The sequence below is a fragment of the Microbispora rosea genome, assembly GCF_900156315.1.
Lineage (GTDB): Bacteria > Actinomycetota > Actinomycetes > Streptosporangiales > Streptosporangiaceae > Microbispora > Microbispora rosea.
Genome location: NZ_FTNI01000018.1, coordinates 59163 through 72988, shown reverse-complemented (window position 1 = coordinate 72988; position 13826 = coordinate 59163). Strand labels below are relative to the sequence as shown.

Here is a 13826-nt window from a genome sequence, read left to right as displayed (position 1 = left end):
CCGCTGACCCACGCAGAGGCGACGGAGCGTGGCGCCCTGCTGCGCGTGCGGTCCTACAACCTGCACGTCGATCTGAGCAGGACCGAGGAGCCGGTGTTCCGATCCAGGAGCACGGTCCGCTTCACCTCCGCCCGGCCGGGCACCTGCAGTTGGGCCGACGCGCTGCCCCGGCGGATGCGTTCCGCCGTGCTCAACGGGCGGCCGGTCGAATACGACGGCGCCGGACGGATCCTCCTGCCCGATCTGGCGACCCGCAACGAGCTGACCGTGGAAGCGGACTACGACTTCTCCACCAGTGGCGAAGGCCTGCACAAGTACACGGACCCTGCCGATCAGCAGGTGTACGTGTACAGCCACCTGCAGCCCGGCCACGCCCCCCGGGTGTTCGCCTGCTTCGACCAGCCCGACCTCAAGGCGCCCTTCGCGATCAGCGTGACCGCTCCGGACGGATGGACCGTGTTGTCCAACGCCCCGCTCGACGACCGGCCCGGGACAGGCGTCCACAGGTTCGCCCCCACCCCGCCGATCAGCACGTACGTGGCGGCGGTGGCGGCCGGCCCGTGGGCGTCGTGGACGGCGGACCGGGGAGGCTCCGTGCCCCTGGGGGTGCACTCCCGGCGTTCCCTGGCGGCGCACCTCGACCCGGGCGTGCTGCTGGAGCGGCTCGGGGCGGGGGTGGCGTTCTTCGCCGAGGCGTTCGGCACGCCCTATCCGTTCCGGAAGCTCGACCTGTGCTTCGTCCCCGAGTTCAACTTCGGCGCCATGGAGAACGCCGCCTGCGTGTTCGCCGCGGAGACGTTCGTGTTCGACCGCGCGGTGACCCGGTACGCGCACCGCCGCCGGGACGAGATGATCTTCCACGAGATCTCCCACCAGTGGTTCGGCGACCTCGTCACGCTGCGCTGGTGGGACGACCTGTGGCTGAGCGAGGCGTTCGCCACCTGGGCGGGCGTCCACGCGCTGACCCGGCTCACGGGAGACGCCGGCGCCTGGGCCGACTTCGCCGCCGGCAAGAAGGCGCATGCCTACCTTTTGGACCAGTCGGCCTCCACCCACCCCGTCGTGACCGGCGTCCCCGACGTGGACGCGGCCGGGTCGGCCTTCGACGCACTGACCTACCACAAGGGCGCGAGCGTGCTGCGCCAGCTCGTGGCCCGCCTGGGGCTCGACGGGTTCCTGGAGGGCATGCGGCGCTACTTCGCGGACCATTCCTACGGCACCGCCGGCCGGGCGGAGATGCTCGCCGCCCTGGAGAAGGCGGGTGGCGTGGATCTGACCGCCTGGACGGACGCCTGGCTGCTGACGGCCGGGCTCACCGAGGTGCGGGCCGACTTCGACGTCGACGAGACCGGGTGCTTCACGCGTTTCGACCTGGTCCAGGGGGGAGTGCCGAGGCCGCACCGTCTCGCCGTGGGCGTCTACGCGGAGGACCGGCACGGTGATCTGGTCCGCGTGCGGAGGCACGAGCTCGACGCCGACGGCCCGCGCACGAGCGTCGACGCGCTCGTCGGCAGCCGGTCCGGCGCGCTGGTGCTGCCCAACGACGGCGACCTGACGTACTGCCGGATCGTCCTGGACCCGCGCTCGACGGAGGAGATCGTGCACCGGATCGGCCGGCTGGCCGATCCCATGGCCCGCTCACTCTGCTGGACGGCCGCGTGGGACATGGTCCGGCACGGGGAGCTGCCGCCGCGGCGGTTCCTGACGATGGTCCTCAACGGACTTGCGGCGGAGACGCAGATCGGCGTGTTCCAGCGGCTCCTCGTCCGGGTCGCCACCGTGCTGACGGCCTACACCGAGCAGAGCTGGGCCCGCGCCCACGGCTGGCCCTCGTACGTGGACCGCCTGCTGGACGTCGTCAATGCTCCAGACGGCGACACGAACGGCGGCACAGACGCGGACCAGAGGCTGGCGGCGGCGCGGGCGGTCGCGGACGCGGCGCTGACGCCCGTTCACGTCGGCACGGTGCGAAAATGGTTTCACGGAGCGGCCCCGTTCGATGTGGACGACGCGTTGCGCCGCAGGCTCGCCCGGTCCCTGGTCGCACATGGCGAGCCCCTGGAGGACGTCACCGGCGCCTTCACCGCCGTGGGAGACCGGCTCGCCGAACGGCTCAGGGCGTCGGCGCCCACCGCGGAGGCCAAGGAGTGGGCGTGGACGACCATGCTGGGCAGCGAGAGCGTCGCGCAGGTCCGCGCGCTGGCCGACGGATTCACCCACCCCGCGCATCATCACCTGCTCGCGCCGTTCGCGCAGCGTTACGCGCGGGACGTCCTCCCGCTGCTGGCTGCAGCGGGAGACCGGGAACCGGCCCGTACGATCACCGTCCGGTTGTTCCCCTCCTGGCCGGTCTCACGGCGCACGCTGGGACTGATCGACCGCCTGCCCTCCGATGACCGGTTCGTCAGGCTGACCGGCGCCGCCAGGGCCGAACTCGCCCTCGCCGTGGACCTGTCCGAGCGGGACGCCGCCGGGTGACAGCCACTTCTCCGCGCTGTCGCCCGCGGCGAACCCGCGGAAGACCTCCCGCATGGCCGGCCCGGCGTCCGGGCCGGCGTACCACCGCTCCCCCGCCCGGCCGGCCAGGTGGTCCCACAGCGTCTCGCGCAGCATGAACGCCTGGTGATACACCAGCGGGTAGCAGGGCTTGCCCTCCAGGTAGGTCTGCATCCGGTCCCATGCGGCCCCTCGGTCCACCGCGACGCCGAACTCCCGCTCATGCGAGCGCACGTACTCGGCGGCCGGGTCCGGGCATCCGTCGTGCACGGCCATCTCGTAGCAGAGGCCGGTCGCCACCAGACGCCGGACGTGCTCGCGCGCGAAGGCCAGGCGCTCCACTGCCTCGGCGTCCACCGTCACACCGAGGTGGCGCCGCTGCCAGTCCGGCCGCCGGACGACCCGTTCCAGGGTGAAGCCGAACGCCTCGGTCAGCGCCGGGTGCGTGCGCCACAGGTCGGCGGGGTGGCGGGTGCCCGCGGTGAAGTGCAGCGCGTGCCCGAACTCGTGCAGAAGCGTGGCGTGGTGGCCCAGCGTCGTGCCCGGCATGGTGGACACCCGCACGTCGACCGGCGGCGCGACCGGCGAGCAGAACGCCGTGCCCGACTTGCCGGGCCGTGCGACGTCGTCGACGAGGATGCGTTCCAGACATCCGCCGAAACCCCACGCGCGTACGGTGGAGCGGACGCTGTCGAGCGCGCCGCCGGCGCCCTCGGGCAGGACGGCGCGTGCGGCGACGAGGCGGGCGTCCCCCAGGGACGCGGTGGAGATCGCGTCGCGTGCCCGCCAGTCGTCGCATCGCTTGAGGAACCCGGCCCGCGTGGCGTCGAGCCAGTTCCGTGCGTGGGCCACGAACCGGTCCACCTCCGGGTGCAGCGCCCGCACCAGCGCGGCGTGCGTCGGGAAGCCCAGCCCGGCCCGCGCCTCGGCGTACGCGTCGAGCCAGCGCCGCCGGCCCTCGCGCAGCCGCTCTCCGACGTCCGCCAGGGCGGCCCGGACCTCGGCGCGCCGCCGGTCGTCGGTGACCGTCCGCGAGAGGGCGACCAGTTCCCCGTGGGTGAGCGTCCTGCCGCCGGCCTCGGCGATGACGGTGCGCTGGAGCAGCCGCAGCCGCGCGGTCGCCTCCGTCAGCCGGACGCGGAAGTACCAGAGGACCAGCTCCCCGGCGTAGTGCAGGTCACCGTGCTCCAGCGCCTGGAGGACGAGCCGGCCGTCGGTCAGCCATGTGAGGCCGCCCTCCGGCAGCGCCGGGTGGTCCTCGCCCTGTCCCGTCGCGGCCAGCCAGCGAGCATGGGCGACCCGGGCCTGCAGTGCCGCGAGATCCTCGACGTGACCGGCCAGGTAGCCGGGAACGGCGGTCACGACGGGTCCACGGAGGCCGCCGGGGGCAGGCCGAGCACCTCCGAGGCGCCGTCGGCGACCCGCTGCCAGAAGTCGCGCCGGTCCTCCGGCAGCCCGGCGAACAGCTCCGAGCAGCGGCGGGTCATCTCCAGTGCCAGCCCGGGGTGGGCCAGCACGCCGCGGATCCACGCGAGCTGGCCGGGCTCCGGCGGGTCGATGCGCAGCCCCGCGAGACCCGCGCGGACCTTGCGCCCGACGCGCTCGTCCAAGCGGGTCGCGTAGCTCTCCCTGGCCTGCGGCGTGTCGCCATCGACCGCGAGGGGCACCGTGGCGGCGAGAGTCTCCGCCGCCGCGCACGCGTCGGTGATGCCCGCGCCGAACAGCGGGTCCTTGTGGCAGTAGGCGTCGCCCGCGAGCCGCCAGCCCGGGCCCGCCGGCTCGCGGTGGAAGTTTCGCAGGCTCTTCGACGCGTACACGGGCGAGACCCGCCGCGCCGCACGCAACCGGTCCGCCATGGCGGGGATCGACCGGAGCAGGCGCTCGTATCCCTCGTCTCCCCCCGCGCCTGCCCGGAGGGCCGCGTACTCCTCCAGGGGTGCCGACACCATGATCACCCACCGCCCGCCGTCGCACGGACCGACCTGGAGCACGTGACCGTCGTCGTGCCACAGCTCCAGCGCGGGCGCGGGCAGGGGGACGACGTCCTCCCAGTAGGCGTGGAACGTGCAGCGCATGGCTCCGGCGTCGAAGGTCGTGGCCGCGCCGGCCTGACGGGCGGTCGCGGATCCCCGCCCGTCCGCGCCCACGACGATCCTGGCCTTCTCCGACCACCCCGCGCCCTCGATCCCGATGACCTGGTCACCGTCCCAGCGCAGGGACCGCACGGGGCTGCGTTCCCTGATCTCGGCCCCGTGCCGGCTCGCGGCGCGCAGCAGGACGCCGCTGAGGGTCTCCCGGCGTACGCACAGGTTGTAGTGGTACGGCGAGCGGGGCAGCATCGGCGCCCCGTAGTAGCCGCCCTCGACCTCCAGGTGCCAGCGGCGCAGCGGTGGCGCGCCGGTGGCGAGCACCTCGTCCAGCACGCCGAGCCGGTCCAGGAAGGACAGCGTCGTCGGGCCGAAGAAGTGGGTGGAGACGGCCGGGGCCGGCAGCCTGGTGCGGTCGCACACCAGGACCCGCAGACCCTCCCGCGCGAGCAGGGCGGCGCTCGCGGCCCCGGTGACGCCGCCGCCGACCACGATCACGTCATACATCGGCCGCTCCTCACGTCATGTCCCGCCGGCCAGTACGAACGGCAGGCGGCCCGACCAGATCCTGCTGACGGCCCACCGGCGGTCGCTGACCGCGCGGAAGCGGTGGCCGAGCACCTCACGCAGGTCCAGGGCGATCGGTCGCTGCCGGAGGATCCCGGCCACCCGTCCGTTCCTGATCAGGAACCCGAGCCGCAGCCTGCCCTCGACCACCGGTGAAAGGCCGGCGCGCTGGTGTCCGCCCATCAGCGACTCGACGAGCACCCCCTCACGGACACCGGCCAGCAGGTCGTGGAAGGACCCGGCATCGGCCGGTCCGGCGGACAGCGTCGCGCCGTTGAGCACCGGCGTGGCGGGCTTGAGCACCGTGCGGCGCAGCGCGTTGCCGCGGAACCCGTGCCCGGTGGGCGCCGTCCCGCACGCGGCCGCCGTACGGACGCTGTGGTACGCCCGGACCGGGACGCCCCGCTCGACCAGCGTGAGGGGCGCGCACGGCACGCCGTCGTCGTCGCTGCCCGGCCAGGCCAGCCCGCCGGTGCCCTCGTCGTCCGGCGCGGCCGGCTCCGAGGGATGGTCGCGCAGGCCGATCGAGGGGTGCAGGAACGGCTCACCCAGACGCCCGGCGACGAACGAACGGCCCGCGATGACGGCGGTGCCGTTCAGCGCGGTGACCAGTGGGGTGAGCAGGGTGTGCACCGCGGACGGGGCGAGCAGCACGTCGTGGTCGCCGGAGGGCGCGTCGGCCGCGGGCAGCGCGTCCCATCCGGCCGCGGCCTCCAGCCACGCGGCGAGTGCGGCGGGCAGCTCCGGCGTCCGGGTCCAGCCGGTCCAGGGCAGCTGGACGGCCGAGCCCTCCGCCAGAGCGGCGATGTGGAAGAACCGGTCCGAGGTCGTGGTCCGCCCGTCCGGGGCCGCGCGGTGCACCGCCTGCTGCGTCCTGGTCACCGTGCCGTGCACGGTCAGCCCCGCCGAGCGTTGCAGCGCGCCCAGCTGCTCGGCCAGGAGCCGTACGGATCGGGTGCCCTCATCCGCGGCGGGCCTCTCGGCGGCCTCAGCGGCGGCGTTCCTCCCGATGACCGGGTCGCGAGGCGCCGGGGGCCCGTGAGCCGCGTTCCGCACGGCCTCGCCGACCAGGCCGTGCACGTCGTCGAGGCGGGTCGTGGTGGCCGTGCCCACGCGGCCGTTGCGGTGCACCCGCAGGCACAGCGCCGTCTCGTGCGCGGACCTGACCAGGTCGGGCACGCCCGAACCGACCTCCACCACGGTGTCGTCGCGCTCGACGGCCAGGATCTCCCAGTGGTCGGCGCGGGCCGCGGCCTCCGCGCCGGCCTGTTCCAGCCGGTCAGCCAGAGGTGACACGTATGCCTCGCAATCGCAGCATGGGAGCCCAGGAGCTCACCGGCAGCGCGTTCTGGCCCTGCTTGCCGCAGCTCGCCGAGGTGTCGCCGCGCCACTGCTCACGGCCGATCGCGTCGATGGCCGCGAAGGCGCCGAGCACAGCACCGGACAGCACCACGCCTCTGACCCGGCCGCGGACCTCGCCGTCGCGGATCTCCCGGCACTCCGCCGGCAGGAAGGTGAATCCGGCGCGGTCGGTCTGCCCGCCGAGCACGCCGCGGGCCAGCAGCCCGCGCGCCACGCCGCCGATCATCTCCTCCTCGGACGCGGCGCCGGGGGCGATGGCGATCGTCCGCAGCCGGGGCAGCGGCGGGTGGCGGAAGTTCAGGGCTCTGGCGTTGCCGGTGGGGTCCTCACCGAAGGCCGCCGCGGTGGAGCGGTCGTGCAGCCGGGGCCGGGTGACGACGCCGTCGCGCAGCAGTTCCACCGCGGACCCCGCCGTGCCCTCGTCGTCCACCGGTACGAATCCCCGCGCACCGGGACGTCCGGGGTGATCGGTGATCGTCAGCATGGACGGGCCGAGCCGGCGTCCGGGGGCCAGGGACCGTTGCAGCTGCGCGTCCCCGAGGTGGTGGTCGGCCTCGGCCAGATGCCCGATCGTCTCGTGGGCCCAGATGCCGGCCAGCGGGCCGTCGCAGACCACGTCGTACTCCCCCGGCGCCACCACGGGGGCGGCGCGCAGGTCCACCGCGGTCGCGACGGCGGCCTCCAGGTCCGGGGCCAGGCCCCGCACCACGGAGAAGTCGCCGCCGCTGCCTGCCGACACCGAGCCTGCGGTCCTCGCGGCGCCGCCGTCGGCGTAGACGGTGATCTGCAGCGTCAGGTCCCTGCGCCGGTACGAGACGCCGGTCCCCTCGCTGGTCAACAGCTCCACGTCCGCGACCGACTCGCGGTAGTAGACGAGCGCCCCGGTCACGCCGGGATGCGCGGCCAGCGCCGCCGCGTGGTAGGCGCCGAGCAGTTCCGTCTTCTCCGCCAGGCCGACCGTCTCCGCGAGCTCACCGGTCTCGCCGGGACGGTCGGCCAGGTAGGGGCGGTGCGCGGCGAGACGTCCCGCCGCGCACCCCAGCTCGACGGCGTCCCGCGCGGCCCTGCGCAGCACCGGCCCGGCGTCCATGCCGGTGGCCGACGCGAACGCCGACCCCGACCGGCCGATCACGCGGGCACAGCACCCCTCGTCACGGCTGGTCACGCTGCTTTCCATGCCGTCGCCGCGCCACACCAGGTCGACGGTCGTGGCGCGTTCGAGACGTACCTCGGCGTAGTCGTCCGCCCGCAGGCCCGCGTCCCGGAAGAGCGCGGGCGAGCCGCCGGTCAGCAGCACGGTTGGGCGGGGCTGTCGTCCCGGTAGGCGAAGATCATGGCACTGGTGACCTGCGCGCCGTCGCGGTAGGGGACGAGCCCGTCGCTGCGCATGTCCACGCTGCCGAAGCCCGCGCCGAGCACCAGGTCGCGGTACTGGCTCTCGGTCATGCCCACCACGCACCTTGCGAAGTCCTCCGCGCCGGCGGACTCGCCGGCCGCCACGTCCGCCGGGGGCGGGCCGTCGTCGGAGTACACGACGTCGGAGATCACCGCCACTCCTCCCGGGCGCAGGACGGCCGCGACCGCGTGCAGCACTTCCTTCTTGTCGGGGAACATGCCGAGGACGCAGTTGCTCATCACCACGTCCACGCTGGCCTCACGCACCGGTGGGCGCCGGATGTCGCCGACCCGCACATCGATGTTCCTGAGCCCCATCTCCTTGGCCGCGCGCCGAGCCGTCCTGACCATCTGAATCGACGCGTCGACGCCGATGACCCGGCCCGTCTCACCCACCCGGCGCGCGGCGATCAGCAGATCCAGCCCGGCGCCGCAGCCGAAGTCCACGACCGTCTGCCCGGGGCGCAGGCCGATCGCGTTCATGGGCGAGCCGCAGCCACTGGACAGCTCCAGGACCCAGTCGGGGATCTCGGCGAGCTCCTCCGGGGTGTACACCGACGTGGGAGAGCAGCACAGCGTGCTGGTGCCCTGCACCGCCAGCGCGTCGTAGCGCTTCTTGACGTGCGTCTCGACGGGAACGGGACCCTGGTCGGCCGGGGCCGCTTCCGGGGCCGAGCAGCAGCCGGCCGCCTGGTCCGCGGTCTGCGGGGCGCATCCGCAGGCGTCCGGCTCGGTGAGCGTCTCGGCGGCCGTCCGCGGCCGGATCAGCTCATCCAGGGAAACGAACCCACGCGTGTCATCTGCTCCCACGTTCCCTCTTCTCCTTCCGGTCGGTTCGCGTGCTCCTGCTGCCGGCGCAGCGCCATGGGCAGCAGGTAGGCCAGCTGGGTCTCGACACGCGTCGTGATGCTGGACACCTTGGGGCAGTAGCAGGTGTTGAAGTCGCCGCCGTTGGCCGCCCACGCCTTGATGGGGCAGCCGCCGCCCCCGCAGAACAACTTCACGTTGCAGTCGCGGCACATGGGCACGGTGTCCACGTGGCGGTGCCGCCAGGGATCCCGGTAGCCGGCCGCGTAGCTGAACTCGGGGTAGAACGTCCCGCAGGCGTGCTGGGGACGGCCCACGGTCTCCGGGCAGCCGTAGATCTTGCCGTTGGGGTCGAAGGCGACGACGCTCGTGCCTGCGCTGCACCCCTGGAGGTTGGGCCGCAGGCGGTCGCCCTCCAGGACGGCCGACCTGATGCGGGCCAGGTCGGGCTGCAGCATGCGGTCCACCAGGGGGTTCTGCTGGACCATGCGCCAGAAGGCCTCCTGGAGCCCGGCCTTGACGTCGCCCCGGACCATGCGCTTGCGCTTCTCCTCGGGGTGGTCGGGGGTGACGTACAGGAACGTGGTGGCCTTGGTGAAGCCGTTGAACAGGCGGATCTTCGGGTGGTCGAGCCACCCCTTGGCCTGCGCGAACTCCGCGAAGCGCGGCATGTCGTCCACGCTGTCCTCGTCGACGAGCACCCGGATCAGCACGCGGATGCCGGCCTCCGCGGCCACGTCGATGCTGCGCTCGATGAGCTCGAACGTCGGCTTGCCGTTGCGGAACACCCGCCGGGTGTCATGGGTCCTCGGCGTGCCGTCCAGACTGACCTGAACCTCCTCGCAGCCGTACTTGAGCAGCATCGGCACGTACGCGTCCAGCGCCACGCCGTTGGTGATCGCGGTGACCGGGTAGCCGCGGTCGTACGAGCCGCGCAGGATCTGCTCGACGGCGCCGCGCTGGTACGGCGTGTCCAGCAGCGGTTCCCCGCCGAACAGGGTGATGTACGGCGGGCCGGAGTTCTGGTGCCGGTCCTGGATCTCGGGGATGGTGTCGAACGCGGCCTCGATCATCTCCTCGTCCATGCGCGGGCTCCTGGTGGTCAGCTCGCCCTCGAAGCAGTACGGGCACGCCAGGTTGCACACGAACGACGGGATGAACATGAACTGGAACGGCGCTTCCTGGATCGCCTGGAAGTAGCCGTCGACGATGGCGCGGTAGCGCGCCTCCTCCTCGACCGGGTCGGTGCAGACGTACCCGCGCTCCAGCAGGCCGGCCACGAGCTCACGGTCGACGGCGGCGTCTCCGGCGCGGACCCGTTCGAGCACGGCGACCTCGGCGGGGGTGACGATGTCCATCGATCCGGACACCGCGTTGGCGAGGACGCTCACCTTGCCGCTCTCGTCGAGATAGGCCGGGTCCAGGGTGCCCTCGGGGAGCTCCACCGAGAAGGTGACGGTGTTCGGGCTCACGAGCATGGTGTGTCTCCCAGAAACGGTGTCCGGTGGGCCGGGACGTGGAGGGCGCGGCAGGGGACACCCGTGTCGTACGGTCCGCCGGCCACGGTCACTCGCAGCCGTCGGGGTCGTTGGCCATGATGCTGGTCACGACGTCGAGGTTCTTCCGGCCGCGCATGGCGGTGCAGCAGTCGGTCTGCTTCTCGGACACTTCGGCGTTCTCGATCATGGAAATGGCGATCATAGGTATCACCTCCTCCACTGTGATCTCTGCCGCGCTCTCCGGCCCGCTCCCCGCCGCGACGCGGCGGGGAGAGTCGTTGGTGGGGCGCGTGCCCCAGGTGGCGGGTCACCGCAGGACCTCCCGCACGATGAGCACCGCGACGGTGATCAGGCCCTCGCCGATGATCAGACCGGAGGCGACGATCTCGGTGCCGCTGCGCCGCCCGGGGTTGCGGCGGGTGAGCAGCCACTGGGTCAGGCCTCCGGCGGCGAGGGTCAGCGAGTCGGCGGGGGGAAGCAGCACTCCGAGGCCGATCATCGTGGGCATGGCCGAGGTGAAGGCCAGGCCCAGGCCCAGCGGGCCCGAAACGGCCAGCGCGAGGGCCACGGTGGCGGGGTATTCGGTCGATCCCCGGACGGTGGCGTCCACGAACTGGACCGCGGTGGCCACGGGGGCGGGGAAGGAGCCTCCTCCGAGCACACCGGCGCGGCTGAGCACCGCGATCACCAGGACGCCGACCACGGCGCCGGCCAGGCCGCCCGCCAGTTGCGTCCAGCCCGTCAGCCGCCTGGGCGGCTCGGACAGGCCCTCGGGACGGTCGTGGGCGACCTTCACGGAGTAGGTGAAGTACACGGCGGCGAGGGCCGCGCAACAGACGGTCGAGGCCATGAGCAACGCCGCCGTCTGGTCCGCGCCGGATATGGCGAAGGCGACGACGCTGAAGTACAGCGCCGGGGACAACGGCACCAGGCCGATCTCGCCTCCGGCCCGGGTGAGGAACACGGTCATCACGGCGAGCAGCACGACGCCGAGCAGGCCGTAGCCGAGGTAGCGCAGCAGGGACGGGTACACCAGCGCCAGGAGCGCCGTTCCCACGAGGACGGCGGCGGCGAGCCACCGCGTACGGCCCGGGAGCAGACGGCCACCCTGGAGGGAACGCGCCAGCGGGCCGCGGACCCGGGCGATCGAGGCGAGGGAGTAGCCGAGGATGAGGCCGACGCCGGCGGCGAGCACCCACGGATAGGACAGATGGTCGGTGTACGCCACGGACCGGCCCTCTGTGCCGTCCTGGACCGCCCACACGACGACGGTGTACGCCGCGCCGGCCGCGAGCCAGGCGCACGCGCGCGGGCCGATGAGGAATCCGACCCCGTACAACAACGGCGAGAGGGCCAGGGCCAGATGGGTGCCCGTGACCTCCGGCGTGACCTCGTGGCCCCACAGGGCGACCCCCAGGGCCGACGCGGCGCCGACGCCTGCGGCGATGGGAAGCATGCGGCCGAGCCGGTCGCTCTCCCCGTCCTTGGGGCTGCTGAGCGACGCCATCAGGGTGATGGCCGGCTTCAGGGTCGGGTAGGGCAGCCGCTCGGCGACCACCAGCGCCCGCGCGACGAGCCCGCCGAGGAGGATGCCCACGGCGTTCGCGGCCATCGCCAGCACCACCAGGAAACCCCAGGCCGGCAGCTCACCGGCCCGCAGGACGACGGCTCCGATGCCGGTGTCCAGCGCGGCCGTGGCCATGTATCCGCTGGACGCGATGGAGAAGACGACGAAGAGACCCTGCCAGCTGAGCGCCCCCGCCACCCGGAGCAGCGCCGCGCCCAGCGCGGCCACCAGCGCCGACCCTCCGAAGGACGTGCCGGTGCGGAACAGGACCAGCACGTTGAGGACGCAGAGCAGCACGCCGATGGCCAGGCCGATGAGCGTGGCCCAGACGTACGATCCCCGCCAGCCGGCAAGAGCGTCCACCGCCAGAGCCGAATGCGATGGAGCGGAGGATGCGGTGCGCTCCTTACCTCCCACAGAGCGCCCCCCATCTCGACCAGGTGAACTACATTGATAACTATCGATGTACGCGGCAAATGCACATTAAAAGGGTCTTGCGGCAATGGTCAAGGGTCTTGACAAGATTTCCTATTCGTGTACACGGCTTATGTTGCGCGACCATTACGAAACATTTCGGAATTACGCCATACAGCATGTCCGCCAATTCCGCCAGATCACAGCGTGCGATCGGCGAGCAGGGGGTCGGCCTTTACACGTCCGGCCGTGACCGCGCCCGTATCGCGGCCGTACAGCCCGGAGACCAGGGCGAGACCGATCACGCCGCCGATCAGCTGGACGACGACGAACCCCGGCACCGAGGACGGGGCGATCCCGGCGAAGGTGTCGGAGAAGGCCCGGCCGATGGTCACGGCCGGGTTCGCGAAGCTGGTCGACGAGGTGAACCAGTACGCCGCGCCTATATAGGAGGCGACCGCGACCGGCGCCAGGCGGGCGTTCCCCGCACGGACCAGCAGGAAGACGACGAGCACCAGCCCCGCCGTGGCGACCGCCTCGCCGAGCAGGAGGTTCCCGGCCGAGCGGTCGTGCGTGGACCAGGTGACGGCGGCCTTGCCGAACATCGCGTTGGCCAGCACGGCCCCGCTGATGGCGCCGGCGATCTGGGCGGCGGCGTAGACCCCCACGTCCGAGAGCGAAAGCTCGCGGTGCACCCACCAGTCGGCCAGCGTGACCACCGGGTTGAAGTGCGCCCCGGAGATCGGGCCGAGAACGAGGATCAGCACCCCGAGCCCGAAGACCGTCGCCGTCGAGTTCTCCAGCAGCTGGAGTCCCACGTCGTCGGGCGAAAGCTCCTGCCCCATGATCCCCGACCCGACCACCACCGTCACCAGCAGCAGCGTGCCCACGTACTCGGCCAGCGCCCGGCGGGGCAACGCCGGGCTCACCAAGAATCACCGATCCGGTCGAGACGCGCTGCCGAGTCACGCACGCTTGGCCTCCCCTGGACATGACATACCGCATGACGTCCTGCCGCACCGCGCCAGCCGACCTGTCGCTACACGACCCGAACCGATATTTACAGATATCAATGCGATTTGGTAGCGCCAATTTCCGCGAAGTTCGCCTGACTGCCGCGCCGAACACCTAGCCGCGATGACCCATTTCCGGACAGGCCAAAAATGGGCTGGTGTGGAGCCAACCGGTCAGCGCGGGCAAGCGAATCGACCTTCACCACCGTCCACACCGCATCAAGATCACCAAGTGGCCGGGTTTCCCGCACGGCCCGGCTGGCGACGGCCATCAAGGCTGGTGGAGGCGGCGTAGCAGCGCCGGCGCGGTCAACGCACCCCAGTTCGTCGCCCTGCCCGCGCCGGGACAACCTCCGTCAAAGGAAAACCGTCGAGTGACCCGAGGAATCACCGGCCGTTAAGGACCAGTCAATAGGGCGTTAACAGGATCTTCACTCAAAAGTCTTGACGATAGCTCCGATAGTATTGACGCTATTGCCGTCGGGCAGGGGATATACGGTTCAAAGGCCGGTGATGTCAGCGTGAACGTCGGACAGGCCGTACAACAGCGCTACAGCGTTACAGCGCCGCGTCGCGGGTCCCTGCGCCGGGCCATGCTGCTCTGATGCGCAATCCCTTG

General features: G+C 72.2%; 9 protein-coding genes. 1 reads left to right on the top strand and 8 read right to left on the bottom strand.

Annotated features, from left to right (window positions below; translation table 11 throughout):
- Positions 1 to 45: 45 nt before the first annotated feature.
- A complete protein-coding gene (gene pepN, locus BXA11_RS24090) occupies positions 46 to 2478 on the top strand; it encodes an aminopeptidase N (RefSeq protein ID WP_076438087.1) in 2433 nt (810 codons plus the stop codon).
- A 1376-nt stretch (positions 2479 to 3854) separates the two neighbouring features.
- Here pepN and BXA11_RS24085 read toward each other — a convergent pair.
- From BXA11_RS24085 to BXA11_RS24055, 8 genes are all read right to left on the bottom strand, one after another.
- Positions 3855 to 5090 (bottom strand): NAD(P)/FAD-dependent oxidoreductase, encoded by a 1236-nt coding sequence (locus BXA11_RS24085; protein WP_076438085.1) that lies wholly within the window; start codon positions 5088 to 5090, stop codon positions 3855 to 3857.
- A gap of 15 nt (positions 5091 to 5105) precedes the next feature.
- Positions 5106 to 6446 carry a metallopeptidase TldD-related protein gene (locus BXA11_RS24080; protein ID WP_076438082.1) on the bottom strand — a complete coding sequence of 447 codons (1341 nt, stop codon included), beginning with the start codon at positions 6444 to 6446 and terminating at the stop codon, positions 5106 to 5108.
- Positions 6430 to 7809 (bottom strand): TldD/PmbA family protein, encoded by a 1380-nt coding sequence (locus BXA11_RS24075; protein ID WP_076438079.1) that lies wholly within the window; start codon positions 7807 to 7809, stop codon positions 6430 to 6432. Before BXA11_RS24075 ends, BXA11_RS24080 begins: the two co-directional genes overlap by 17 nt.
- Positions 7800 to 8717: a methyltransferase domain-containing protein gene (locus BXA11_RS24070; protein WP_143734482.1), complete on the bottom strand. Its 918-nt coding sequence runs from the start codon at positions 8715 to 8717 to the stop codon at positions 7800 to 7802. Before BXA11_RS24070 ends, BXA11_RS24075 begins: the two co-directional genes overlap by 10 nt.
- Entirely contained in the window at positions 8672 to 10192 is a 1521-nt protein-coding gene (locus BXA11_RS24065) for a radical SAM/SPASM domain-containing protein (RefSeq protein ID WP_030511303.1), read from the bottom strand. Before BXA11_RS24065 ends, BXA11_RS24070 begins: the two co-directional genes overlap by 46 nt.
- Positions 10193 to 10280: 88 nt before the next feature.
- A complete protein-coding gene (locus BXA11_RS45450; protein WP_259402773.1) occupies positions 10281 to 10415 on the bottom strand; it encodes a hypothetical protein in 135 nt (44 codons plus the stop codon).
- Between the two features lie 105 nt (positions 10416 to 10520).
- Positions 10521 to 12143 carry an OPT/YSL family transporter gene (locus BXA11_RS24060; RefSeq protein WP_076438076.1) on the bottom strand — a complete coding sequence of 541 codons (1623 nt, stop codon included), beginning with the start codon at positions 12141 to 12143 and terminating at the stop codon, positions 10521 to 10523.
- A 251-nt stretch (positions 12144 to 12394) separates the two neighbouring features.
- Positions 12395 to 13123: an aquaporin gene (locus BXA11_RS24055; RefSeq protein WP_204053825.1), complete on the bottom strand. Its 729-nt coding sequence runs from the start codon at positions 13121 to 13123 to the stop codon at positions 12395 to 12397.
- Between the last annotated feature and the right edge of the window lie 703 nt (positions 13124 to 13826).